The following is a 24,196-nucleotide window of genomic DNA, read 5'->3' on the forward strand; positions in this document are numbered from 1 at the left end:
GAGCGGCTGACCAAGGTCTGTGTCTGGTTTGTGGTGCATCGTGTGCGTGCGGGATCCGCCACCCCCAGGTGAAGGCCCCCGTTCGGGTCACGTCTTGAGCTTTGGCTCGGCGGGGCCCGCCGCTCCTCCCGGCTCCCCACAGGAGGCAACGCGGCTGCGCGGAGCCGGTATGACTGTTCCCCTCGCTTGGGTGACGCCGGCCCCCTTTCGCGTCGCAGTCGGATGTGAGGCCGGTATCAACGCAGCATGCTCACCTTCGCGTTGCGCAGCCTGACGGCTGCCGCTTTCCTCGCCCTGCCTCTGACTGCCCCGGCCGCCGCGGAGTCCGCCCGGCACGGTGCCCCGCTGCCCCTGGCGGCCGCGGTCGAATTGCTGCCGTCGGCCGTCGAGTCCCGTGAGGGGTACCAGCGCAACTCCTTCAAGCACTGGAACGTGGGCCAGAATCCGTCCGACGGCTGCAATACCCGCGCCGAGGTACTGATCGCCGAATCACGGGTAGAACCGATCGTCGAGGCAGGCTGCAAGATCGTGGCAGGCGAGTGGTACTCGTATTACGACGGGGTCACCCTCACCGCTCCCGGCGGTCTGGACATCGACCATATGGTTCCGCTCGCCGAAGCCTGGGACTCCGGCGCCTCCACCTGGACAGCCCAGCGCCGCGAGGCCTACGCCAACGACCAAGGCGCCGAGCACAGTCTGGAGGCGGTCTCCGCCCGCAGCAACCGCGCCAAGAGCGACAAGGACCCCGCCGACTGGCAACCGCCGCTCGCCGACGCCCGCTGCACCTACACCGCGCACTGGGTCGCCACCAAGCTGCGCTGGCAACTGACCGTCGACGACCGCGAACGCGCTGCCCTGTCCGAGCTCGCGGCAGGCTGCGGGCAGGAGACGGTCGACTACGAGACCGCGCCGTAGCAACTCCCCCAGTCCGCCCCGTGCACGCCTGCTCCCCCGCCGAGGCGGGCGTCCACCGGGCTCGGCCTGCCCACTCGGTCGGGTGAATCCGGCTCAGGCAGAGAATCCCGCCCGGGCCCGCACACGTCGTGGCAGGCGTGGATGCCATCCAGGAAACCCATCTGTCCGAGCCCGGTCTGCTCGTCCTCGACGTGGCCGGCCTCGACGACACCACCGTCTACGCGTTCCAGGACGCGATCGCCCGCACCTGGGCCGCGACCGTGGACCGCACGACCCGCGACCCGGGCCAGCCCGGGGTGCGCGTGCGCATGTACGTCGACCTCCGGCAGCCCCTCCCGTCGCCGGAGCAGGCGCTCACCAGTGGAAGGCAGGAGGCCTGGCCCGCCGCCACGGGGGGAGCGGCGGACCAGGCCTGAACTCCACTGTTCCACACCGGCCTTTGATGCCTCGTTGGTTCCGCAGCGGCCGGGGCTGGCTCTGAACGGCTTCGGGTGTGGATCCTCTGCCTACGCTGACATTGAGGCAAACCAGCCCCGTAAGAGCAGGTTGATCCTGATCAGCAGGGACTTGAGATGTTGTTGTGGCTGCCTGCGGGTCAGAGCACGGATCTTCGCCCTCGATGAGAATTCCGGATGTCAACGCCTGGCCCGGGGCCAGGACGTGATGGTCCTGCATCTGGGCGCGCGTGATCTGTCAGGGCCGAGTGATCGATCCGTCGAAACGTTTCGATGTCCGGGTCCAGTACCCGGCGGTACGGCCAGGTTCGCTGCTTCTCGTCCCCGTGATCCTCCTTCTCCTCTCCCCTGTCCGCGCCCTGCGAGACATACCGTTCCACCCGCATGTACCACCGTGCCGCCCGCCCGTGAAGGAGCCTGATGACGCCGACCTCGACCGTCGCGGACTGGGAGCCGCTGTGGGCAGGCGGCCGTCGCGACCGGCGACTCGACGGCCGTGAGAACCGGCTGATGGACGAATCCCTCGGCCCTAGCCGCGGACGCCCAGCCCTCGACATCGGCTGCGGCGACGGCGCTCTGGCCCGACGCCTCCACCACGAGCTCCGCGAGGAAGCCGGCCTCGACGACGTACAGGTGCTGGGCACGCTTCTGGACCGGGTGGGCGACGTCGCACGGCTGATGGCGTCCGTCCTGATCACCCGCTGGCCCGGCATTCCCCAGCAACGGGAGGGGACCCTCGGATCCTGGCGGTTCTGGTCTTTTTCCGCGCTGTCCCAGCCGCTGTTCGTGCCCAGCGCGCAGTGCCTGACCGTCTGGAACCCCGTCCTCCCGCTCGATCACCCCCGCGCCCTTTTCCAGCCGTATGCCTCCCCCGGCCGGTAGCCCGGCGCCGACCATCTCCGGCGACCGCGTTCATCAGAAAGGGTCTTTACCCGTGCCTGCATCCACTTCTGCGTCCCGGCCGTCCTTGCTGGGCGTCTTCGGCCATCCGGACGACGAGTCCCTCCTGGCCGGCGGCGTCCTCGCGCTGCGCGCCGCCGCAGGCGCCGCGACCGCCGTGGTCACCGCCACTTGGGCGCCCGACAGCCACCGGGCCGGTGAACTCGCCGACGCTCTGGATATCCTGGGGGCGGGCAGGCCGCGCATGCTGGGATTTGCCGACGCCCGCATCCCCGACTCCGCGCCCGGCCGCGCCCGGCTCTGCGACGCCCCGCTGGAGGAGGTGGCGGGGCTGATCGTCGAACACATCCGCGCCGTACGGCCGCAGGTCGTCGTCACCCACGACGCCTACGGCCAGTTGACCGGCCATCCGGACCACCGCCGCACTCACCAGGCGACCCTGCTGGCGTTCCACGCCGCGGGCCTGGAACACCTCTACCCGCAGGCCGGGGCTCCGTGGCAGCCCGATGCGTTGTACGCCGCGACGCATCCGCATTCGGGGGTGGACGAATTGGGAGCGCTGTTGACGCGGGTCGGCAAGAAGGTGCTCAGCGTGCCGGACGGACACGTCACCGAGACGGTTGACGTGAGCGGCTGCGTGGACCAGAAGCTGGCCGCGATCTTGGCGCACCGCAGCGAAGCCGCGCGGGAGCGGTCCCTTCCTGGAATTCTCTCCCGGCTTCCCGCAGCGGAGCGGGAGTCGATCATCGCGGCGGAGAACTTCGCCCTCCTCGGCAGGAGGCCGGCGCCGGGCGGGGCGGTCCTCCAGCCGTCGCGGTGAGCTGCTGCTGGGCTTGGTCGTGGCCCGGTTGACTTGGGGGTCGCGTCTGGCGATGCAGGAGGGGCGAGCAGGTAGCCGGCCCGGTGGTAGAGCGCGAGGGCGGCGGTGTTGCGCCGTCCGGTCTCCAGCATGATGCGGCGCGCCTGGCGAGGCGACTACACCACCGCGGCGGGCATCCTGCACCACGCCCTGACCCGCGCCCACAACCCCGCCGCCCGCTGCCTGCTCCAACTGCGCCTCGCCCGTACCCTCGCCGCGCGCGGCGACCGCAGCGAACGACGCAATGTGCTGCGTGCCCTGACCGCGGCCGAGAAACACCTCGCCGACGCGGGCGCCGACCGGCCCGCCTGGTGCGCCTGGGTGTCCGAGGCAGACCTCGCCGTCGACTCCGGGCAGGCCCTCCTGGACCTCGGCGACACCGGCCGCGCCCACCGCCTCATCACCGAAGGCGAACACCTGCTGCCTGCAGCCCGGGACAAAACCCGCGGGGTGTTCCTCACCTACCGGGCCGCGAGCCACCTCGACCTGAAGGAGCCCGAGGCCGCCGCAGCCGCAGCGGCCGAGGCCCTGGTGCTGGCCCGCCGCATCGGCGCACCCCGCTGCATCAGCCTCGTCAATGGCCTGCTCCCCCGCTTCCAGGCCTACGGGAAGGCTCCCGGCGTTCCGGAGTTCCTGCAACTCGCTGCCGCATAGCCACGATCAGAGCAGACCGGATCGATGACGCTCTCTTGCATACGCATCAGAGCCTGATGCTGTCGGGAGTCCTGTGGCCGGTGATGTAGGTGAGCACCACTGAATCCCTGGCCGTGGCCCAGGTCCTCAGCGTCAGGATCCGGGCCTGTCGGCGGTGCCCCCTGGCGATCTTGTGTGTAAGCGGAGCGGTTGTAGGGTGCCGGAGTCGTGATGCAGGGTGGAGGGTGCCGGATGAACGAGCACGGGCTGTATCCCCCGATCGAGCCCTACGAGAAGGGCCTTCTCGACGTCGGTGACGGCAACCACGTGTACTGGGAGGTGTGCGGCAATCCCCGTGGCAAGCCGGCGCTCGTCGTGCACGGAGGTCCGGGATCGGGTTGCGGCACGGGCGTGCGCCGGTATTTCGACCCGGAGCAGTACCGGATCGTGCTGTTCGACCAGCGAGGTTGCGGCCGTAGCGTCCCGCACGCCAGTGACCCGGCGACCGACATGCGGTCCAATACCACCTGGCATCTGGTCGATGACATGGAGCGGCTGCGGAAGCATCTGGGGATCGGCAGCTGGCTGCTTCACGGCGGCTCTTGGGGTTCCACGCTCATCCTGGCCTACGCGGAACGCCACCCCGAGCGCGTATCGGAGATCGTCATCTCCAGTGTGACCACCACCCGGCGCTCGGAGATCGACTGGCTCTACCGGGGCGTGGGACGGTTCTTCCCCGAGCAGTGGGAACGCTTCATCGCCGGTGCCGGCCTGTCTCCCGACGGCGACCTGGTCGGGGCTTACGCCCGCCTGATGGAGCATTCCGATGCCGCTGTCCGGGACAAGGCCACAGCTGACTGGTGTGCGTGGGAGGACACCGTCCTGTCCGGGGAGACCAAAGGCGCCTTCAGCGTGTACGGAGATCGCCCTCCGGCCTCACGGCTGGGCTTCGTGCGGATCTGCTCCCGTTACTTCTCCCACGGCGCGTGGCTGGAGGAGGGTGTTCTCCTTCGCGAAGCCGGACGGCTGGCCGGCATCCCTGGTGTGCTGGTGCACGGCCGGCTCGACATGGGCGGGCCTCCTGACACCGCGTGGGCGCTTCACCGGGCTTGGCCCGGTGTCGAGTTGATCGTGGTCGAGGACGCCGGGCATCTGGGCACCGTCACGACGCGCGGTCATGTGCTTCGCGCCCTCGACCACTTCGCCGAGGGACGTGTCACATAAGTCCGCGGTGGTGATGCGGCACTTGGCCGGCTTGAGACCTGGCGATCTCCTGGAGAGACTGACCACGGTCAGGACCGAGATGATCAGTCGCGTTGGACTTCGCGGGAGGTTGGCTGTCCGCTTCTGCGGGAGCTCCGGCGGGCAATTCGCCTTGTCATGATGATGATTGCATCCCACTTTACTCACATGCTCTGGAGCAAGTTGATGCCGGCTGTCTACGGCATGGTGGATGGAGCGTCCGTACCGCCAAAACCGGAGCTCTCAAGAGCGATGCGCAGGGCCTCGCAGGCGCGCATGGCCTCGGCCTCGTCGTGTAACCGCCGCTGCCAGTCGGGTGCAGATTCGCGCGTGCGCCGACCGCGGGCGGGTGGGTGTCGGTAGGCGCGGGCCGCGTAGATCTGCCGCGGGGTGGGGGTGTCACTCCACGTCTGTACCGGCAGCGAGGCGAGGAAGTCCTCCTCGTCCTCGCGCAGCACCGGCCGGTACACCGGTGCTGTCGCCGCCTGCTGGCGGCGGTCCTTCCGGGCTGCGGCGAGCTGTGCGTGCAGGGCGGGGCGCAGGTGTCGGGTGTAGTGCTGCCAGGCGGGATCGTGGCGGTGGAACCGTTCGCGGAGCATGGCCTGGTGGCGCTGTCCGTCGTCGTCGACGGGCGGGGCGGCCGCAGCCGGTTGCCCGGCGGGCGGGAGTTCACCGAGGCGTCGGCGGCGGGCGATCTCGTGGTGGAGGTAGGCGACCGGATCGCGCAGCTGCGGGGGAACGCCCCAGCAGGCCAGTTCGTCTGCGAGGTCCTGCCACGTCCAGCCGAGGCGGATCAGGGGGCGCAGGGCGTAGGCAGCACGCCGGGAGCAGGTTCCGTGCAGCCACCACACCTCGCGCTGCAGGCGTTCGGTGAGCGTGATCGCGTCGGCGCACTGGCTCGCGGTGAAGGATGCACGCTGTCGCGCGGGGCGCGCGCGGCACGTGTAGTCAAGATCTCTCTTACCCCCCTGCAGACGAGTGGAGCGTGAGGTGGGAGCAACAGAAGGGGTGCAACGCTCCCGGCCTCGACGGCGCCTCCGGGAGGCGCAGGTGGCGCGGCGGGCTGCGGCGATCGCGCGGGTGCGGCCTGCTGGGGTGTAGCCGATCAGACGGGCCCGGTAGCCGCGGCCGTGGATGCGGTGCCCCTGGGCGCGGTCCCAGTGGGGTGGGGCCAGGAGGGCGTAGAGGGTGGCGGTGCCGCGGTAGCCGTGGCCGGGCTGCCAGGCGGTGCCATGCCGGGCGCGGAGTGCGTTGCGGTTCGAGCCGTGCTCGACCCAGGCGATCAGGCCGAGTTCGCGCAGGTAGCGGGCGTGGTTGAGGACGGTGCGGCGGCTGACGCCGAGCTCGGCGGTGGTCGCCGTGATGTTGAACGCGATATGGCCGTCGCGGTTGCGGTGGGTGCGGGCGGCGAACGCGGCCGCCAGGCGCAGTGTGGTGGCTCCCGCCTGAGGGTGGAAGCGGACCATGTAGTGGGCGGCGGCGAGGAAGTCGTCGGCGCGGCGCAGCCGCCGGGAGCCGGTGGCCCGCACTTCCTGCTCGCCGCGGTTGACGATCAAAGCGAAGCGGGGCGCTGACATCGACGACTGCGAGCGGCAGTTGGGGGCGCGCGAGTTTGGTTGCGGCTCGGTGTGGCGGGTGGGAAGGGGGTCGGGCATCATGGCTCCTGTCACGGGTACGCCCGTGGCAGCACAAGACCGGTGACGGTCTGATGGTTTGTCAGAAATGTGTTCGGTTGGATCTAGGGGTTGCAGCCCCGGTCCAGCAGATGAAGTCCTGGCCACAGGCCCGGTGGGACCCGGGCGGGTGGCGTGAGGGGCGGAGCAGACGGCCGGCACGCCGTCGCCTCCGCCCCTGTCTGCTGTCTAGGTGTCGTCCGCCTCGGCAGGCGCCACCTCGTGGCGGAGCGGACCAGGCGCCGGGAAAGCCGTCTCACCGAGGACGGCGGGGACGTGCGGCAGCAGTACAGGGCCGCGCAGCCAGGCGGGTACCGGGTACAGCGCTGTGAAGCCGCGGTCGCTGTCGCCGTCACACGTGGTGTCACGCCGCGTCGGAGTCACTGCGAGTCCACCATCCGGAACTCGTGCGAGAGGATCCTCGGTTTGCCGCCGGTGGGCAGGTGGGCCAGGAGCATGCCCTGGAACTCATCGATCACGGCAATACGTCTGGCCGGGTTGAAGACGGCCTCTTCCTTGTTCGGGACGATCTTCGCACGGAGGAAGAACTCCTCCTTGAGCACATAGTGCTGGTCGTGCGCGGAGGGCACGACGGCCAGGGTGGAGCCGTCGCGCAACTTCAGCGCGTAGATCTGCTGGTGGCGGGCGTCGCGCTGTTTGAAGGACTTCGTCGCCACCCGGGCGTCCTTGTTCTGGTTGCGTTCCTTGTAGATCTTCAGAGCGGCCCTGGTGGAGGCGCTGGAGGCCAGGACCTGTCCGGCGCCGGTGCCGCCGGTGACGAAGTGGTCCTCGAAGGCGTCGGCGACCTGGTTGGGGGCCAGTTTTCCGCTGCGTGTCGTGGGGTTGACGGCCGTGGCCAGTCCCGCACGGTCGGTCGCGACCGGTGCGGGCAGCCGGGCGCTTTTCTTGTCGCCGAGCGCGACCGTGGCGACGTTGCGCCATCCCTTGTCGCCCGCTTGGTCGAAGATGAGCAGGCCCTTCCAGCCGGTGCGGTCGACCTTCACCTCGATGGCGAACCATCGCTCCCCCGCCGGGACGTAGACGACGGGCTCCACGTAGTAGAAGGGGGCGGCGTACTTCTTGCGCTCGGCAACGGTGCGGGTGCGCCAGGTCTTGTAGTCGGCGACCGACTGCTCCAGCAACTGGCCGCCCTCGACCGCGGCGAGCAGCCGTCTGGCCTGTGCAGAGGGTGATGTGCTGCGTCCTTGCATGGCGTTGGACCAGTTGTTGACGGAGACGTACCGGGCGAGGATCTCCTTGGCCTCGTCCCGGGTCACGGCGCCTTTCCGGGCGGGGGCGGGGGCCGTTGTGGTGGTGCGGGGTGTGTTGTGCGGATCATCGCGGTTGTCCGGCGGGCTGCAGCCGGCGGGCAGGGTGAGTGCCGCGGCGGTGGCGAGGGCGCAGGTGATGTGGTGGCGGGGCGGGGTTCTCATCAGGAATCCTCCGAACAGTGTGTGGTGCGGCGGTGGTTGTCAGGCGGCGAGCCGGATGGGCGGACCGGGTGCGGCCGATGCCGCTGGGCCGCAGCCGGGGTGCAGGGTGTGGAAGCCCTCCTGCGTGAGGTCGTCGAGCAGGTGGCGCAGCAGGGCGTGGCCGGGGGCGACATGCCGGTAGCCGGGGTGGGTGACCTGCTCGACGCTGTAGCAGGCGTGGCCGCGGGTCAGGCACAGCTGTGCGGCGACGGGAGTGGCGTCGATGTGCAGGTCGGCCACGAAGGCGCCGGCCGCGCCGATGGCGGGCACGACGCGGTGCCACGGCACGGCGGTGCCCGGGCCCCGGGGGCGGGCCTGTCCCGCCTGGTGCAGGGCGGTGAGGACCTTGAGCCCGGCGCGCAGGGCGCGTTGATGGTGGGAGCGCCGGTAGGTGATCGTGTGGGTGGTGGCCAGTTGGGTCCAGTGCCGGCAGCGGCGGGCATGGGCGCGCTGCTGGCTCGGGGCGAGGGCTTCAAAGGAGAAAGGCAGTGCCAGCGCAGCTGGTGGGGATGCTTGGGTGGTGAGGCTGTCGGGGCAGATGGCCTGTACGGCACGGCCGAACGCGGTGTCGGCGCGCAGGCCGGGCAGCATGACGTCGGCGCCGGTTTCCTGTAGGAGCAGCAGATGCAGGGCGAACGCCTCCGCGACGGCGTCGCGTTCGGCGTGCGGGCCGATCAGGTGCGTGTGCGTGGCGGGACGCGTGGACAGCGGCTCGACCCGTATGCGGCCCCGGTTGCGGTAGCGCGCGAGGGCGAGGGCGGCGATGATCCGGCTCGCGGCGGTCATGGCCGCGAGGACCATCGGGGTGGCGGTGGCGGGCAGCAGTCGCGCGGTGCCGCCCAGCCATCCCGGGGACTGGAACGGCGGCGCCTGACGATCGTGTGCATACAGGGCAGGCCAGTGCCGGGTGAGGATCGTCAGGGCGTCGGCGCCGAGGTGGGTGTGGACGGTGTGCGGCACCGTCCGGTCCGATCGGCCGGTCATGGTCACGGGGCTTTGGGGTACAGGGCGGCGGCGAAGTCCCGCGCGGCGGCTGCGGCTGCGGCGAGTGGTGTCTGCGGTTCGGCCTGGATGCGGCGCATGATGGCGGAGCCGACGACGACGGCGTCCACCCAGGCGGCGGCGGTGCGTACCTGGTCGGGGGTGGACAGGCCCGTTGCGGCCGCGACCGACAGCGAGGTCAGGGCGCGGACCTGGCTGGTGAGGTCCGGCAGGTGCGGGCCGACGGGCTCGGCGTTGCCGGTCAGCCCTGTGGTGGCGGGGGCGTAGATGAGGCCGGTGGCGTGGCCGACGATGCGTGCCAGCCGGTCGGGGGTGGTGGTCGGGGCCAGTAAAGGGATGGTGCCCAGACCGGTTGTGCGGGCGATGGCCCGCCAGGGGCCGGCATGGTCCAGGGGCAGATCGCGGATGAGGACGGCGTCGACGCCGACGTCCGCGGCGTGCTGGGCGAACCGGGCGGCGCCGTAGTCGTGGACGGGCTGCCAGTGCGAGCTGATCAGCACGGCCGCGCGGGTGCCCCTGCCGAGCTCCCGGGCGGCGGCGAACACGTCCGGCATCCGGAAACCGGCTTGCAGGGCGGTGCGTGCCGCCTGCCGTACGGCCAGCCCGTCGCGCACCATGTCCAGGTGCGGGATGCGCAGTTGGACGATGTCCGCGCTCTGCGCCAGCAGATGCAGCACCGAGCGGCAGGTCAGCCGGTCCGGGAAGCCCACCACCGCACTGAGGATGAGCGCGCACCGGTCCAGGCGCCGGGCGCCGCTCAGGGCCCGCTGCAGCCGTGAGGAACTGCTGCCGACGACCGGGCCGAAGCCGTCTACGCGGGCGGCGGGCACGTTCATCGGCTGCCACCCGACGTGTAGAGGCCGCCTGCTTCCAGGCGGCGGATATGCTGGTAGTCGGCCTCAACTGCCTGCGCACGCGGGCTGCTGAGGACCACCTCGCCCACCGCGGACCGGCTGCAGGTCGTCTGATTGACCGGCGCCCCGGGCGTCACCGTGTCGGTGAGATGCACCACGGTGGGCAGGGCACGCAGGGCGGCGAGACGGTCCGGATCCAGAGTGCCGCCGCGGCGGGCGTTGAGACGGACCCGCACCACATGCCCCCGGGCAGCGGCGTACACGGGTCCAGCCGCTGCAGGGGGCAGGACGGTGTCCAGCGCGCCGCCGAGCCGGTCGATGCCAGTCGCCGCCTGCAGCGCCTGGTCGGCGGGCGACGTTTCCGCGACCGCGGCCGCCGACAGCAGCAGCGGCCCCCGCTCGGGCTCATAGATCAGGTGACAGCGCGCCGGCCCGATGCGCACGCCGAGGACCTGCAGGACGCGCAGCGTGTACAGGGACAGAGCGCGGGCGAGCATGCCGTGCCGCGGCAGCAGATCAACGCGGGCCAGGATGCCGGCAGCGGTGTGCACGTGCGCCCACACATCGGTGACCGTGTGCACCGGCTCCTTGCCGGGGGCCGCCGCGGGACGGGTGAGACTGTGCACCGTGTACCGGCGGCCGGGCAGGTGATGACGCACAATCAGATGCCGGCTGCCGCTGTACAAGTGGGCGGAGCGCCGCATCTGCCGCCACGCGGCCGTGATCTCACCGCTGCTGCGGCACACCACCGGCACAGCCGGCACCCCGACAGCGGCCGGCAGCAACAGCACCGCGGACAGGGTACTGATCCGCCACCAGGCCAGCGCCGTGGACAGCTCCTCGGTGCGCCACGTGCAGGGCACGTTGATCTGCGCCTGCGCCAGGACGCGGGCCTGTTCACCGCGGTCGCAGCGGCGCAGCACGGTCGCGGGATCGGCAGGTAAGTGCAGCTCGGCCGCGAGGCGTTCGGCCAGGATGATGCCCCGCGGACTGCCCGCCAGGACCGCGCGCACGCCGAGCGCGCGCAGCCGGCGGCTGGTGCGGGCCAGGCCCCCGCAGTGCACGACCGTGTGTCTGTAGCCGGTCGTATCGGCCGCCAGACGTATCCCGGTGGGGCTGCTGGGGGTGGTGACAGCGATGGCGAGGGTGTCGCGGCGCGACAGCGCACGCCCGTAGTCGACGCTTGGGCAGGGATCGACGATGGCCACGGCCGCGGGCAGGCCGCGGTGGCGGGCCGGGCGGACGAGCACAGTGGAAACAGACATGACGGCCGACTCCAGAACGTGAGAGGCAGGGGCAGGGACACAGGTGCAGGGGGCAGGGGATGGGGTCAGGTGGTGCAGGCGGGCGTGTACGCGTGCTGGCTGATGTGGACCTCCAACAGGTCGGCAGCCTGGGCAAGGCGGGTCCGGCATTCATCCGCGCCGAGGCCCAGGACGACCCAGTGCGCAAGCCGGTCCGCGAGCGTGGCGTGCGGCGGCGCGGATACGCGCGCGCCGGGCGTGTGGGTGAGCACCATGCGTTCCAGGCCGGTCAGTTGCTCCCGGCCGGGCCGCACGGACAGCCGGTGGAGCATGCCGGAGGTGTTCGGGTAGGCGAATTCGATGGCGGCGGCCCGCTGCAGGACCGGCCGCAGCCGCGGCACCACACCGGTGGCCAGATCGGCAGCGATCTGTGGGAGCTCGATGCCCAGGGCCCGCTTCACCAGCAGGGGAAGCAGGTCTCCGCCCAGGCGGCCGTTGACCTCGACGATGCGCGGCCCGGCGTCGGGGGTGAGTTTCACCTCGATGCACAGCACGCCGAGGGTGATGCCGTGCGCGGCGACAGCGCCCTCGATGACCTGGATCAGACCCGGGTCGCTGAGCAGAGGATCGCGGGCGTCGACGAGGTGCCCGTACTCCTGCGTGGTGCCCGCCGGGGCGGGCAGTTTCCGGGTCACGGCCAGGATCCGCACCCGGTCCAAACCGAGTACGGCCGTCTCCACGCTGATCTCCGGACCGTCGAGGTATTCCTCGACCAGGACGCCGGCGGGCCCGTAGTGGTGCAGGCCCATCACCGACGCACGGCCGGCCTCGTCGAAGGCCTCCCGGACGGCGGCCGCACTGTCGGCGCGGATGACACCGGCGCTGCCCGCCATCGACCGCGGCTTGACGATCACCGGATAGCCCATCAGATCCGCGAACGCGGCAGCCGACTCGGGCGTGCTGGCCTGCATCGAGCGGGCGGAGGGCACCTGGTGCTCGGCCATCAAACGGCGCGAGACGGCTTTGTCACGGCAGGCGGCCATGGACTGCGGGCTGCTGCCCGGCAGACCCAGCTGCTGCGCGAGCACGGCGGCCGTCTGCACGTGGTGCTCCATGTAGGTCAGCACCCCGCCCAGCGGATGGTCGATGGCGTACCTGCCGACGGCGGCCGTCACCGCCGCGGTGTCGGTCAGGTCGGCGCGGATGATGCGGGTCAGGTACGGGCGGGCCCAGGCGGGCACGGTCCGGTCGACGGCGATGACCGGGTGCCTGGCGGCGATGGAACCAAGAGTGTCCTTGCGGTAGGCAGCACTGTCGCCGACGCCGATCAGAACGAGCGGAGCATCGATGGGCACAGCAAACCTCCAGGTGAGAGCAGGAAGCGAGAGGCTCAGCCGATCTTCTGCGCGGCGGCGACCAGCTGCGGGAGCGGCGGGGCCGTGGCGGGCGGTCGTGGACGGTGCACCAGGACGGACAGCGGCAGGCAGATGACAGCGCCGGTCAGACCGCACGCCATGAGGACCAGCGCAACGAACGGATGGGCCCCGGTGCTGAGCGCCCAACTCGCCAGGAGCGGTGCGCCGATCACGGCGACGGCCAGCGTCGAGCTCCAGACGCCCGCGTACAGGCCGCGGGAGTGGGCGGGCGCAATCAGGTTGACGACGTTGGAGGCCGCGACGAAAGCGACGATCTCGCCCGGGACAGCGGCTATCACGGCCGCGGCGTAGCCGGCGGGGTGGGAGGTGAGTCCCGCCGAGCCCATGCCGGCGCCCAGGATGACGGCGCTGACGGCCAGGAGGCCGACCATGGGCCGGTTGCCGGTGGCGCGGCGAGCCAGGTACGGGTTCAGCAGCGGGGAGAGGATCAGCACGGCGATCGCGCCGGCGACCTGGGAGAAGCCGTAGGCGCTGGCGGGAAGGTGGTCCTGGGCCATCATCACCGGCAGCACCGAGTACAAGGCGGCGACGGGGATGAGCGCGCACACGCTGACCAGCCACAGCAGCATCAGGCGCACGTCGGTGAACGCGGCCCGGTAGGTCCCGCTGACGGGTGGCGGGGTGCTGGTGCGGGCGGGCAGGAAACGCCAGGCGGCGGCCGCGAACAGGGCGCAGGCGGCGGCGTTGGTCAAAAACAGCGGAGTGGTGCCGACCGCCTCGGTCAGCAGGCCGCCGACGGCGCCGGTGCAGGCGGCGCCCAGGTTCACGGCGAAATACCTCCAGCCGGCGATTCTCGCGCGGGTGGGTTCGTCCGGCACGCTGTCCGCGATCAGCGCGGACACGATCGGGCGCGGCGCGTCGTAGCAGACGCCGGCAAGGAACGCGGACACCGCGAGCGCAGCCAGGCCGTGAGTCTGAGCGAGGACCGCGAAAACCCCGGTCGCGCCGGTCATGGCGCCTACGAGGGTGGCGCGGCGGCCGAGACGGTCGGCGGCGGCCCCGCACACGACCTGTCCGGTCAGCCAGCCGGCGCCGAAGAGCGCGAGCACGATGCTGGCCCAGGTGCCTTCGACGCCGCGGTCGGCGAGGTGGTAGGCGAGGAAGGGGTAGATGAAACCGGCGCTGCGGATCAGGAACGTGCCGATGAGCAGCACCCAGATCAAGGTCGGCCAGGGGGTGCGGGCGGCGGCCACCGCTGCAGGTGGTGGTGCGGTGTGGGCAGGGGAAGGCGTCACGACGGCTCCGGATGAGGCGCTTGGTCAGGGGGTGAGGGTGCCGCCGGGGGGCGGCGGCACCCTCAATGACCGAAGGGGCCTGCAGGGCATCAGATAGCAGCAGGCTCACGCCGGAAGGTGCACAGCGCGCTTCGGTCCCGGCCCGGCCGGTGTCAGGCTGTCCGGCCGGAAACCTGGAAGCTAGCTGGCCTGTTCAGGCTGCTCCACTGGACCGGTCGAAGGGGACCGGGGCCTCATGAGGGTTTCGGCGTGAAGGGCTGACGTAAGTGCCGGTGGGGCGGTCCTGCGGGGAATGCTGGCAGTGAGTGCGAGTGCAGTGCGCATGGCAACGACTCTCTGTGGGAGCGGAGAGCTCCGAGGCACAGAATTTGGCCGGATGACACGGGGCCTCTCGATCCCATGCGCGAACCGGTCTATCCTGAGCGCGGCGGCGTGCCGTTAACACGCCGACCGGAGCACCTCAGTGATGGATGGGTCCGTTCCTGGTGTGCGTGACTCGCAGGAGTCCTCAGATGGCCGTTCCCCAGCGGAACGGCCATCGCTCATTGGCATCGGCCGGGGGTGCCTGGCGGCCCAGGGGCGTGAGGTTCTGACTGTCGATCACTGGTTTCTTCTCCCCTTGCATGTGCCTGTGTTCGGTGGTGCCGCGACCGGTGCCTCATGGTCGTGCATGTGAGCACGCTGGCCACGGCAGGCGTCAGGCTGTCTGGACGCGACCGGTTCTTGACTTCCGAGTTGATCGGGTGACGTGTCGTCAGGGCGTCATCCTTACGGAAGAGAAACCTCTTATCAACGGGAAGCTAATCACCGGTAATAAACTTCCTACTGTTTGCAAATTATTTACGTGAAGTGGGCGCGCGCCGGCTGGAAACCGGTTATCTGCCCGGTTTTTTGTCGGCTTCGCTCACACTCTTTACTTAAAGGGCAGGGAAATGGTGACGAGTACACACTTTGGGCTACTAAGCGAAAGGCCGGAGCGGCGGATGCCTCGTTTCCAACTGCGCCTGGCGTAATCAGAGGCAGGCGCCTCGCTGTGCACGCGGTCGCGTCTCGTCCGGCGTACCTCGGCCGCTGCGGGCCCGTGCCTATGCCGTGGTCGCAGCCGTGCAGTGGTGGGACGGCTGCGACCACGGCCTGAACTACGCCTTGCGCGCTACACCCGCGTACACCGCTACCGGTTCGGTGATGCGCATGTCGGAGTCCGGCCGCCACTGGGTGACCAGGGTGAGTCCGGGGTCGCACAGGTCGAGTCCGTCGAAGAACGGCAGGATCTCCTCGCGATGCCTGGCCCTAACCGGCGTTCCGCCCGCCCGGTAGATCGCATCGATGCGGTCCCAGATGGCCGGGTCGAACTCCGAGGTGACGTGCGAAAGCATGAGATAGCTTCCTGCGACCATGGGTTCCAGGAGTTGCGCGACGAGGCCGTAGGGGTCTTCTTCGTCGAGGATGAAAGGCATGAGGGCGATCACGGAGAGGGCGATCGGCTGGTCGAAGTCCAGGTAGTCGCGGGCGAAAGAGAGGATCTTGCCCGGTTCCTTGACGTCCGCCTGGGCGTAGGCGGTTCGTCCCTCCGGGGCTCCGGCGAGCAGGGCTTCGGCATGCCGCAGGACGATGGGGTCGTTGTCGGCATAGACCACCCGAGCCCCGGGGATGACTGCCTGGACGACCTGGTGAAGGTTGGGTTCGGTGGGGATTCCTGTACCCACGTCCAGGAACTGTGCGACGCCGTGGCTGGCCAGGAAGCGGGAAGCCCGGTGCATGAACTCCCGATTGGCCCGGGCCGTCTCCTTGACCTGAGGCATTAACACCTGGATTTTTTCGGCAGCCTCCCAGTCGACTCGGTAATTGTCTTTTCCTCCGAGAAAAAAGTCGTACATGCGGGCCGAATGCGGCGCGCTAGTATCGATCTCGCTGGCGTCGAAGTTCAGTTCAGTCATGGTCCCCCCCTGACAGTGGTCGTTCTGCGTCAACGTGTGCGCGGTCCAGCCGCTGCGCAAAAAGGGTGTCATGTGAGGAGGAAGTCGGCAGAGCTGGCCTTGGCACCCGTGACGAACTCGACCACCGCTCGGGCTGACCAGACGACGGACGCCCCGTTCTCACCGTCGGACTGCTGCACTGCGACGCGCTGCTCGTCGAGCAGTTTCACGTCGCCGCGGGCACTCCCGCTGCTTCCGGTCCAGGGCGAAGGCCAGCCTCCTGGTCCCAGGTCGGTAGGGGCTTGGCGGGTGTGCCTCACGAGTAGAGCTCCTTGCGGGTGTCGGCCAGCAGTTGACGCGTGCTCTTCTTGGGCAGCGCCTGGGCACACATGCGGTCCAAGGTCTCCCGGTACAGTGCGACTTCGTCCCGGTCCTCGCTGTAGGCCGCGCGGCTGAGGGCGTCGGTGCAAACGATGTCGGGGAAGTCCGCCAGGGAGAAGCGGAAGAGAGTGAAGGGCCCGAACGCGCCCGGGTGCAGGCCTGCCGCGAACGGCAGCACCTGCAGGGTCACATTGGGGAGGTAGGAGACCTCCAGGAGTCGGTCCAGCTGGTTGCGCATCACCTCAAGCGCTGGGCTGGCCGGGCGCCGCAGCACCGTTTCGTCCATGACCACCCACAGGTGCGGTGGGCTCTCCCGGGTGAGCAGTGTTTGGCGTTCCATCCGCAGCTCGACGCGCCGCTCCAGCTCGTCCGGTGTCGGGCGCGGGCGGTTCAGACGCAGCACACTGCGCGCGTAGTCGCGTGTCTGAAGGAGTCCCGGGACCACGCTGGGTTCGTAGCCGCGGATCCGGCGGGCTGAGAACTCCAGGCTGACGTACACACCGAACCAGGTGGGCAAGACATCGCGGAAGTTCTGCCACCAGCCTGGTGCGTTGGCCTGATCAGCCAGGACGAGGAACTGCTCCGCCTCGGCCCGGGCTACTCCGTAGATCTCCAGCAGTGCTTTGACTGATGCCCATTTCAGGGTGACCTTGGCCTGTTCCATCCTCGTGACCGTGGTGTGCGCGATGCGCAGTCGCTTACCCGCCTCCTGAGCAGTCAGGCCAGCGGCCAGTCGCAGTTCCTGCAGGCGCCGGCCCAAGACCATCTGCAGCACTGTCGGAGCAGATCGCGGCTCACTCACGCTACCCGCCCCCTCCGTGACGCCCAGTAGTTCCGCAGTCTGCCACGAGTCCTCCGCCAGAAACAGACTGCAGATCCAGACTCTGCACAGTGCAAAGTGGGGGCTTGTCATATGCACGCGGGACGCGCATAGTTGCCTCCTAAACCGAGCCTGCGAACGTATGTCCCAGGCGCCGGAACGAATCGGCTGCGGCCCACCGCTCACGTTCTTACGCCGCCCGGAGGATGTGCGCACCACGGCTGCCGATTGAAGCCTCGCAATACGGCCCCTGACAGCCACCACCTGGACGACACCGCACTGATAACGGGTTGGAGGCCCCCAAGTGCCAGTCGCAAGACCGGATGTGCAGCAGATCCTCAGAGCACGACGGTACGCACTGGAACCGGACTCCGTCGGCCTGCCCTCCCGGGGATCACGACCGGGACCACGTGTGCAGGGGCTCACGCAAAACGAGGTCGATCAACTGACCAATGCCAGCAGCGGCTACTACTCGAAGGTCGAGGCGGGCCGCATACCGCTGACCGCCGACTACCTGCTCACCCTGGCCCGCGTGCTGCGCTTCAGCGAAGACGAATACACCTACAGCTATACGCAGACGTTCGGGGCCGAGCCCGGCCTGCCCCTGAACCCGGACGCCGGCCGCAGCGTTCCGCCAGTGTGGCAGCGAGCCCTCGACACCCAGGCGGAGATGGCTTACGTCAACGACCGCGCCTACAACCTCCGTATGCACAACAGCGCCTTCACCGCCATGTTCCCCAGCGGGCACCCGCCGGCCAACACCATGGAATGGATGCTGCTCTCCGACGAAGCCCGCGACTTCTGCCTGGAGAACTGGGAAACCGAATGGGGCCCCTACGTGATGCCCCAGTTCCGCACCGCGCTGGCCCTCCATCCGGACGACCCCGATCTTCAGCGGATCAACGAGCGGATCCTCCACGACAAACGAGCACTGCGTCTGCACGAGAAAGCCGGTCTGCCCTACACACACCCTGACGGTGACGAGCGCCCGTTGCGCCATGCCCGAAAAGGCCTGGGACGCGCAACAATGATCCTTTCTCAGCCGTTCAGCTCTCCCGGATCCCGCCTGATGATCGTCCTCTTCGATCCTGCCTGAAACCACCAGCCGGTTGAGACCACTCGAAGGACCGCCCTACATAGCGCCGCCCGCTGCACATCCTTGCGACACCGAGAACGTCTGTAGATGTACTCCGAGCAGCTTGTGGAGGGAGCACCGTGGCCTTCGTCAACCGGCCCGGCACAGCCGACGCGGCCCATCAGATCACCACGGCGCAGATCGTGGACGACATCATCACCCGCCACCCTGGCCACCCCCGGACCGCGGCCATCACGCGGATCGCGGGCACCGTCGGCGTGGACACTCGACGATTCACTCGGCCCCTCGCCGATATCGCGCGTACCGAGCCGTTCCAACGCCGCAACGAGCGCGCCTACGCCGACGTCTGCGAACTCGCAGAACGCGCTGCCCGCCGCGCGCTCACCTTCGCCGGTGTCCCCGTAGAGAGCATCGCCACCCTGATCACCAGCCATGCCACTGGCCTGGCCATCCCCGGCCTCGACATCCATCTCGTCAACGCGCTTGGTCTGCGGCAGACGATCACCCGCATCCCGCTCACCCAACTGGCCTGCGCCGGCGGCGCCTACATGCTCGGCCTCGCCGCCACTCTGGCAAGCCCCGGCCGTCATGTCCTGGTCGTTGGCGCCGAAGCACTCAGCTCCGTCTACCAACACACCGACACCGACCTGCCCGCAATGATCTACAAAATGCTGTTCGGTGACGGCGGAGCAGCCACCGTCGTCAGCACCGAACCACTGCAGCAGCCCGGCCTCGTCGTCGAAGACTCCTGGAACTACGTCCACAAAGACGGCCACCAGGACAGCAGCGACTACTACCGACTACGCGCCGACGAACACGGCTACCATTTCGACTCCAGCAAAGCAGCCGTCAGCGCCGTCTCGCAGGTCGTCCCACTGCTCCCCTGGCACTCGGGCGGATGGAAACCCGACTTCGCCGTCATCCACCCGGGAAGCTCGGCCATCCTCCAACGCGTCGCCGACGCCGGCGCATGTTCCCACGCCGCCCTCGACTACTCCCGCGCCTGCCTGCACCACCACGGCAACACCGGCGGAACCGCCGTTCTGCGCACTCTCGCCCGCGTCCATGACGATCCCCCGTCTGCGAACACAGCAGGTCTCCTGTTCGGCGTCGGCCCCGGCTTCTGCGCGGCAGCTCTACAGGTCTCCTGGCAGGGCAGTACGTGAGCACCAGGGACTCAGCTTTTACGTCCCCCTCTTACTGAGCATTGCAAAATGGGCTTGGCTGTCGACTGAGCCAACGGCAGACTTCTGCGGGTGTCGGATGATCTTGCGCCTCATAACCTGTTGGACCGCGTGGCCCCGTTGCTCCCTCCTCGTCCGCCGCGTCGGCGCCGATATCCGGGACGGCTGCTAGTACTCCAGTGGTACTTCACCATTCCCGCTAGTCAGAGGCCGTGAACGAACGCGGTTGCTACCCTCCGGACGTGACCCTGACCGACCTCAACAACGGCTTTCGTGACGATGAGCAGCGGCGACGCGTCCAGAGGGTCGTTCACGATCGCCTCGCAGACGACCGTGACCCGCAGGAATGCCGCTTCGTCATGCGGTTCTGGTGGCAGCTGGTCATGTCGTACCAAGAGGTGTCGATGGACCAGCTCAGCCTGAACGTCGGTAAGCCGAAACTGGACGTGATCGAGGCCCTGATCAGCGCCATCAGGTCGTCCCATGCCGACATCGACGCCTGGATCACCACCACACAGCAAGCCTTCCCAGTGATCCAAGACCGCGGCTTCGAGGCTGTTCAGAACAACAAACGTTAACGCGGCCGGATCTTTTTCAGCCGTCGCCAGCAGATGATGCTGCAAGCGAGGCTGAGGAAGGCTTCGTGGATGTCATCGCGTATCTCCCAGCGGATGCGTAGGCGGCGGAACCAGTGCAGGTGGGCGAACGCTCGCTCGACGACCCAGCGTTGGGTGCCCAGACCGGAGCCGTGCTCGGTGCCGCGGCGGGCGATCTGCGGCTTCACGCCGAGGTCCCAGACCAGGCGGCGGTACTTGTCATGGTCGTAGCCGCGGTCGGCCAGCACCACCTCAGGGCGGCGTCGGGGCCGGGCCGCGCTTGCCCCGCACGGGCGGTACGGCCCAGGAGCAGGATCAGCTGGGTGACGTCATTGCGATTGCCGCCGGTCAGGGTCGCAGCAAGCGGAATGCCCATGGCGTCGGCGATCAGATGATGCTTGCCGCCCGCCCTGCCCGGGTCGACGGGGCTTCGTCCCGTCTTGGCTCCCCCTTCAACGCCCGGATGTGGGAGCCGTCGACCGCCGCCCGGGAGAAGTCCAGGGCGTTCGCGCCGCGGAACTCGGCGAGGAGGACCTCGTGCAACCGGGGCCACACTGCGGCCTCGGTCCACTCGGACAGGCGGCGCCAGCAGGTCATGCCCGAGCCGAAGCCGAGTTCCTGCGGCAGGTGCTCCCAGTGTGCAGGACGAACAGGATGCCCTGGAACACGAGCCGGTCCGGATGCCGCTTGCGCCCCGGATGCCGGAGCCGACGCTCAACCTTCGGCAGCAAGGGCACGATCATCGCCCACAGCTCGTCATCGACTTCCCACTGCTTCGACCGAGCCACCCGCACCCCCAGATCACCAGTCTCAGAGTGATCCAACCACTTCGAAGATCATTTAGTTAGGAGTTCTACGCACTCGCGCCAACCACCGCTCTCACTGCCTGACAGACCGCATAACGAGTCAGTGGGTACTGCTAGAACTACTGCTGCGTGCGGTATCCCTGCCCCATCATCTGCAAGGAGCGATCCGGATGAAGTGTTTCGACAACCACCTGGAAGAGCTGTTCGGTCTTCCCGCTCTGCTCTTTCCCCAAACCGGTGAAGCTGCCGGGCCCGTGGAGCCCGGCGCCGTGGCCTGGCGGATCGGCTACCCGCGGTGGGAGGTCGACGAAGAGCTGTGGAACGAGACCTTCGACCGCTTCTGCGCCGAAATTGACGTCACGCAGGTCCGGGCCCTGATCGCCGGCAACTGGGAGGACATGGAGGACACCGACTCCTCGGAAGTCGTCGCAGCTCTGCTGGCGGCACGTGAGCAGTTACCCGCGCTGCGGGCGCTGTTCCTCGGCGACATCACTGAGGAAGAGTGCAAGTTCAGCCGGATCCACCAGAGCGATGTCTCTCCCCTGCTGGCCGCCTTTCCCGCGCTGGAGGAGTTCGGCATGCGCGCCGGGGTGCGCGACGATCAGGGGCAGACCGGCGGGACGCTGCAGTTTCCCGCCCTGCGCCACGACGCGCTGCGCAGGCTCGTCGTGCAGAGCTGCGAACTCCCAGTCGACATCGTCCGCGGCGTGGCAGCCAGTGACCTGCCCGCGCTGGAGCATCTCGAACTGTGGCTGGGCAGCGAGGAATACGGATTTCGCTGCGAGGTCACCGACCTGGAAGACATCCTCTCCGGCACCCGGCTGCCCCGGCTGCGACACCTGGCCCTGACCAACAGCGACCTGCAGGACGACATCGCCACCGCAGTCGCCTCCGCCCCGGTGATCGCCCAACTTGAGGTCCTCGACCTGTCCAAAGGCACCCTGGGCGACGAAGGCGCCGCAGCCCTCCTCTCCGGCCAGCCCCTCACCCACCTCAAACAACTCGACCTGCACCACAACTTCATCAGCAAACCATTCCGGCAACGCCTGCGCGAAACACTCGAACCCGCAGGCGTCCACGTGAACCTCGGAACCGAAAAATCCGACAAAGACGAAAGAAACATCCACGAAGACCGCTACATCTGCCTGGGCGCCCTCACCCACTGGTGACAACCCAGAACCACCCATCGATCAGCCTTCGAACGGCGCCACACTGCAGGCTTCCCCTGTGATGTGTCTTCACATGTCCGCCGACACCCCCACCCGTGAGAAACGATTTTGAGGTGTTCGAAAAGCACCGAACACGCCCCCCATGAGGCGGACAACTCCACACCCCCGACAGCAAAAGGCCCCAACAAAACCGTTGAACAACGCGGTGGAGGACCAGGCAGACGACGATACCGACGAATACTCCGTGGATGCGCGTCACGCCCAGAAGATGCACACCAGGTGATGGTCCCCCAACGACAAAATGAAAGCCTCCAAGGCCGGTGCCGCAGAGCCGGCCTCGCACCGCAACGACCGAGCGGAACCCACACCCCCAGCACAGACAACAACACCCGCCACCGCCACAACCACAGTCACCCCCGAACCCGGGATCGAACAGGGGCGAGCGGCGCAGAGACGCACCGGGCGCGGCCCGGGCAGGGTCGGCTAACTGAAGTCTGCGGGCTCACAGCAGAGGCCAACAGGGTCCCGCCGTTTGAACAGCGGAGCCCTCAGCGTTTCTACGGAAGCCGTACGGGCTCGGAACCGCCCCCGTTCCACCGGGTCTGCCCGACCCGAGCGACCCGGGCCCGTCAAGACGTCATCAACTAGCGTGCAGCACTCGATGCGTCTTTCGATGGCCCGGAGACGTCGTAGGTGTTGGCGATGCACGATGTCCGGTATGAGCGATGCATGGGCAGCCGTCATAGCCGCCGTCGCAGCAGGCGTCTTCGGTATCGCAGGCGCCTTCGCTGGCCTCTTCGTCGGACACCGCCAGACCGCAGGCGAGGCCCACGTCGAACACCGCCAATGGCTGCGCGACCAACGCCAGCAGGCGTACCTCCAGCTGTACAACGCTTGGGACGCGGCCATCAAGGACCTGCGTGCCTACCAGTTCGAGTGGCCCGACAGGGCGGACCGGGTGTTGGAGGAGCAGTCGCGATTCGGCGGCGGAAAGGAGTTACGGCTGATCGCGCAGGAGGAGTGCGACGAGGTGTGGGCGCGGCTGCTGCCCGCGGTAGACCGTACCGAGCTTCTAGGGCGTTTCTGACGGCTCTTGGACGGTGTCTCGGAGCCAGATGACGATCGCGGTGATGGTGAGGGTGCCGTTGAAGATGTAGTCGCGTTTGTCGTAGCGGCTGGCCACGGCCCGGAACTGTTTCCACTTGCTCACGCACCGCTCGACTGCGCTGCGCCGTCGGTACTGGGCCTTGTCGAGGGCGGGTGGGCGGCCACCGGCCCGGCCACGGTTGCGGCGGTTGGCCTGCTGGTCGTTCGGTTCGGCGATGGTCGCCTTGATGCCCCGACGGCGAAGGTAGGCACGGTTGCCGCGGCTGGAGTAAGCCTTGTCGCCGCGCACCCGGTCCGGGCGGCGGCGCGGGCGGCCCGGACCGCGCCGCCGGATGTGCACTGTCTCCAGCACGGGGACGAGCATGGGGCTGTCGCCCCGCTGGCCCGGTGAGGTGAGCCAGGTCAGCGGGCGGGCCCGGTCGTCAGCCAGCAGATGGACCTTGGTGGTCACCCCGCCCCGTGAGCGTCCCAGCGCCTCCCGCCCATCAGCCTCCACACGGGCTCCGCCCCCTTTTCGGGGAAGTCGCGCGGCGGCCGGTGCCGGGCCCCGGCCGCGTGCTGGTGAGCCCGGCAGGAGGTGGAGTCGATGTTCACCGCCCACTCCCGCTCCGCATCGAGGCGGCGGGCCAGGGCGCCGTCGGGATCACCGGCGTCCGCCTCGATCTGCAGCTCGGTCAGGATCCGCTGCCAAGTGCCGTCCGCCGACCAGCGGCGATGTCGTTCATAGACGGTCTGCCAGGGCCCGTACCGCTCCGGCAGGTCCGGCCAGGGCACCCCCGTACGGGCCCGGAACAGCACCCCGTTGACCACGGTCCGGTGATCGGACCACTGCCCGCCCGGCCGGCCGTTGTCCGGCAGCAAGGGCTCGATCATCCGCCACTGCGCATCGGTCAGTTCATGTCGCCGCACCATGCCCGGCACCTGCCCACCCCAGGACTTGGTCCACCGCATCCGACAAGAGCCATCAGAAACGACCTAGGCCCACCGGGCGTTGACGGGGCGGTGTCCGAGTTGCGGACAGCGTTCCTGGCTATGCAGAGCGCATTGGTGGGGCAGGGGCGGAGGGAGACGTCGACAGTGGAGTGGGCCGAGTGGGAGGCGCTCGTTTCGAAAGCGCAAGCGGCACGCTTCCTCCTCACGGCCGCGGCGGCGTCAGCGCTGCGGACACCTCCCACGCCGAAGGAGGAGAAGGGAACTGTTC

23 protein-coding genes and 1 pseudogene are annotated in these 24,196 nt (G+C 68.9%); 11 read left to right on the forward strand and 13 right to left on the reverse strand.

Features of this window, described 5'->3' with window-relative positions:
• Window positions 1-246 precede the first annotated feature (246 nt).
• The 6 genes from J8N05_RS19355 to pip all read left to right on the forward strand — a co-directional run bounded on the left by J8N05_RS19355 (window position 247) and on the right by pip (window position 4,986).
• Window positions 247-915, forward strand: a complete 669-nt coding sequence (locus J8N05_RS19355) for an HNH endonuclease family protein (RefSeq protein WP_210884460.1) — start codon at window positions 247-249, stop codon at window positions 913-915.
• A gap of 137 nt (window positions 916-1,052) precedes the next feature.
• On the forward strand, window positions 1,053-1,331 hold the full coding sequence (locus J8N05_RS19360) for a DUF6207 family protein (protein WP_247706345.1): 279 nt from the start codon (window positions 1,053-1,055) through the stop codon (window positions 1,329-1,331).
• 459 nt (window positions 1,332-1,790) lie between these two features.
• On the forward strand, window positions 1,791-2,252 hold the full coding sequence (locus J8N05_RS19370) for a hypothetical protein (protein ID WP_210884464.1): 462 nt from the start codon (window positions 1,791-1,793) through the stop codon (window positions 2,250-2,252).
• A gap of 52 nt (window positions 2,253-2,304) precedes the next feature.
• Window positions 2,305-3,090 carry a PIG-L deacetylase family protein gene (locus J8N05_RS19375; protein WP_247706346.1) on the forward strand — a complete coding sequence of 262 codons (786 nt, stop codon included), beginning with the start codon at window positions 2,305-2,307 and terminating at the stop codon, window positions 3,088-3,090.
• A 129-nt stretch (window positions 3,091-3,219) separates the two neighbouring features.
• Entirely contained in the window at window positions 3,220-3,783 is a 564-nt protein-coding gene (locus J8N05_RS19380) for a hypothetical protein (RefSeq protein ID WP_210884468.1), read from the forward strand.
• Window positions 3,784-4,014: 231 nt separating this feature from the next.
• Window positions 4,015-4,986, forward strand: coding sequence for a prolyl aminopeptidase (gene pip, locus J8N05_RS19385; protein ID WP_210884470.1), 972 nt, complete (start codon window positions 4,015-4,017; stop codon window positions 4,984-4,986).
• A gap of 215 nt (window positions 4,987-5,201) precedes the next feature.
• Here pip and J8N05_RS19390 read toward each other — a convergent pair whose 3' ends face one another.
• The 11 genes from J8N05_RS19390 to J8N05_RS19440 form a co-directional block, all read right to left on the reverse strand.
• Window positions 5,202-6,581, reverse strand: coding sequence for a hypothetical protein (locus J8N05_RS19390; RefSeq protein WP_210884477.1), 1,380 nt, complete (start codon window positions 6,579-6,581; stop codon window positions 5,202-5,204).
• Between the two features lie 285 nt (window positions 6,582-6,866).
• Window positions 6,867-7,061 carry a hypothetical protein gene (locus tag J8N05_RS19395; protein WP_210884478.1) on the reverse strand — a complete coding sequence of 65 codons (195 nt, stop codon included), beginning with the start codon at window positions 7,059-7,061 and terminating at the stop codon, window positions 6,867-6,869.
• On the reverse strand, window positions 7,058-8,110 hold the full coding sequence (locus tag J8N05_RS19400) for a hypothetical protein (protein ID WP_210884480.1): 1,053 nt from the start codon (window positions 8,108-8,110) through the stop codon (window positions 7,058-7,060). Before J8N05_RS19400 ends, J8N05_RS19395 begins: the two co-directional genes overlap by 4 nt.
• Before the next feature lie 39 nt (window positions 8,111-8,149).
• A complete protein-coding gene (locus J8N05_RS19405; RefSeq protein ID WP_210884482.1) occupies window positions 8,150-9,133 on the reverse strand; it encodes a GNAT family N-acetyltransferase in 984 nt (327 codons plus the stop codon).
• A gap of 2 nt (window positions 9,134-9,135) precedes the next feature.
• A complete protein-coding gene (trpA, locus tag J8N05_RS19410; protein ID WP_210884483.1) occupies window positions 9,136-9,987 on the reverse strand; it encodes a tryptophan synthase subunit alpha in 852 nt (283 codons plus the stop codon).
• Window positions 9,984-11,270, reverse strand: coding sequence for a hypothetical protein (locus J8N05_RS19415; protein WP_210884485.1), 1,287 nt, complete (start codon window positions 11,268-11,270; stop codon window positions 9,984-9,986). The genes trpA and J8N05_RS19415 overlap by 4 nt, the downstream gene beginning before the upstream one ends.
• 65 nt (window positions 11,271-11,335) lie before the next feature.
• Window positions 11,336-12,604, reverse strand: a complete 1,269-nt coding sequence (locus J8N05_RS19420; RefSeq protein WP_210884488.1) for an ATP-grasp domain-containing protein — start codon at window positions 12,602-12,604, stop codon at window positions 11,336-11,338.
• 35 nt (window positions 12,605-12,639) lie between these two features.
• A complete protein-coding gene (locus J8N05_RS19425; protein ID WP_210884490.1) occupies window positions 12,640-13,920 on the reverse strand; it encodes an MFS transporter in 1,281 nt (426 codons plus the stop codon).
• A gap of 1,139 nt (window positions 13,921-15,059) precedes the next feature.
• A complete protein-coding gene (locus J8N05_RS19430; RefSeq protein ID WP_210884492.1) occupies window positions 15,060-15,857 on the reverse strand; it encodes an SAM-dependent methyltransferase in 798 nt (265 codons plus the stop codon).
• A gap of 68 nt (window positions 15,858-15,925) precedes the next feature.
• A complete protein-coding gene (locus tag J8N05_RS19435) occupies window positions 15,926-16,156 on the reverse strand; it encodes a DUF397 domain-containing protein (RefSeq protein WP_210884493.1) in 231 nt (76 codons plus the stop codon).
• The gene (locus tag J8N05_RS19440; protein ID WP_210884494.1) at window positions 16,153-17,019 is read right to left on the reverse strand and encodes a helix-turn-helix domain-containing protein; all 867 of its coding nucleotides are present in this window, start codon (window positions 17,017-17,019) and stop codon (window positions 16,153-16,155) included. Before J8N05_RS19440 ends, J8N05_RS19435 begins: the two co-directional genes overlap by 4 nt.
• A 343-nt stretch (window positions 17,020-17,362) precedes the next feature.
• Here J8N05_RS19440 and J8N05_RS19445 point away from each other — a divergent pair, with 343 nt between their 5' ends.
• The 3 genes from J8N05_RS19445 (at window position 17,363) to J8N05_RS19455 (ending at window position 19,895) form a co-directional block, all read left to right on the forward strand.
• Window positions 17,363-18,133, forward strand: a complete 771-nt coding sequence (locus J8N05_RS19445) for an MmyB family transcriptional regulator (RefSeq protein ID WP_210884495.1) — start codon at window positions 17,363-17,365, stop codon at window positions 18,131-18,133.
• A gap of 119 nt (window positions 18,134-18,252) precedes the next feature.
• Window positions 18,253-19,299, forward strand: a complete 1,047-nt coding sequence (locus tag J8N05_RS19450) for a beta-ketoacyl-[acyl-carrier-protein] synthase family protein (RefSeq protein ID WP_210884496.1) — start codon at window positions 18,253-18,255, stop codon at window positions 19,297-19,299.
• Between the two features lie 260 nt (window positions 19,300-19,559).
• Entirely contained in the window at window positions 19,560-19,895 is a 336-nt protein-coding gene (locus tag J8N05_RS19455; protein ID WP_210884497.1) for a hypothetical protein, read from the forward strand.
• Here the strand turns inward: J8N05_RS19455 and J8N05_RS19460 are convergent.
• Window positions 19,892-20,701: pseudogene (locus J8N05_RS19460) on the reverse strand (IS5 family transposase). The gene J8N05_RS19455 and the pseudogene J8N05_RS19460 sit on opposite strands and share 4 nt — an antisense overlap.
• A 188-nt stretch (window positions 20,702-20,889) precedes the next feature.
• Here J8N05_RS19460 and J8N05_RS19465 point away from each other — a divergent pair.
• Window positions 20,890-21,888, forward strand: coding sequence for an STM4015 family protein (locus J8N05_RS19465; protein WP_210884498.1), 999 nt, complete (start codon window positions 20,890-20,892; stop codon window positions 21,886-21,888).
• Between the two features lie 718 nt (window positions 21,889-22,606).
• On the forward strand, window positions 22,607-22,975 hold the full coding sequence (locus J8N05_RS19470; protein ID WP_210884499.1) for a hypothetical protein: 369 nt from the start codon (window positions 22,607-22,609) through the stop codon (window positions 22,973-22,975).
• On the opposite strand, the gene J8N05_RS19475 is transcribed toward J8N05_RS19470, so the two are convergent.
• Window positions 22,961-23,904 (reverse strand): IS5 family transposase gene (locus J8N05_RS19475; protein ID WP_407699973.1). Its coding sequence is split into 2 segments (ribosomal slippage): window positions 22,961-23,529 and window positions 23,529-23,904, totalling 945 coding nucleotides; the frame shifts between segments, so codons are not numbered across the junction. The genes J8N05_RS19470 and J8N05_RS19475 overlap by 15 nt on opposite strands.
• Window positions 23,905-24,196: the final 292 nt, after the last annotated feature.

The organism is Streptomyces liliiviolaceus, from assembly GCF_018070025.1.
Classification (GTDB): domain Bacteria; phylum Actinomycetota; class Actinomycetes; order Streptomycetales; family Streptomycetaceae; genus Streptomyces; species Streptomyces liliiviolaceus.

Coding starts and splice junctions, on each gene's coding strand:
- J8N05_RS19355 (WP_210884460.1), top strand. CDS start 247: ATGCTCACCTTCGCGTTGCGCAGCCTGACGGCTGCCGCTTTCCTCGCC.
- J8N05_RS19370 (WP_210884464.1), top strand. CDS start 1,791: ATGACGCCGACCTCGACCGTCGCGGACTGGGAGCCGCTGTGGGCAGGC.
- J8N05_RS19380 (WP_210884468.1), top strand. CDS start 3,220: ATGATGCGGCGCGCCTGGCGAGGCGACTACACCACCGCGGCGGGCATC.
- pip (WP_210884470.1), top strand. CDS start 4,015: ATGAACGAGCACGGGCTGTATCCCCCGATCGAGCCCTACGAGAAGGGC.
- J8N05_RS19390 (WP_210884477.1), bottom strand. CDS start 6,581: ATGTCAGCGCCCCGCTTCGCTTTGATCGTCAACCGCGGCGAGCAGGAA.
- J8N05_RS19400 (WP_210884480.1), bottom strand. CDS start 8,110: ATGAGAACCCCGCCCCGCCACCACATCACCTGCGCCCTCGCCACCGCC.
- J8N05_RS19405 (WP_210884482.1), bottom strand. CDS start 9,133: ATGACCGGCCGATCGGACCGGACGGTGCCGCACACCGTCCACACCCAC.
- trpA (WP_210884483.1), bottom strand. CDS start 9,987: ATGAACGTGCCCGCCGCCCGCGTAGACGGCTTCGGCCCGGTCGTCGGC.
- J8N05_RS19415 (WP_210884485.1), bottom strand. CDS start 11,270: ATGTCTGTTTCCACTGTGCTCGTCCGCCCGGCCCGCCACCGCGGCCTG.
- J8N05_RS19430 (WP_210884492.1), bottom strand. CDS start 15,857: ATGACTGAACTGAACTTCGACGCCAGCGAGATCGATACTAGCGCGCCG.
- J8N05_RS19465 (WP_210884498.1), top strand. CDS start 20,890: ATGAAGTGTTTCGACAACCACCTGGAAGAGCTGTTCGGTCTTCCCGCT.
- J8N05_RS19470 (WP_210884499.1), top strand. CDS start 22,607: ATGAGCGATGCATGGGCAGCCGTCATAGCCGCCGTCGCAGCAGGCGTC.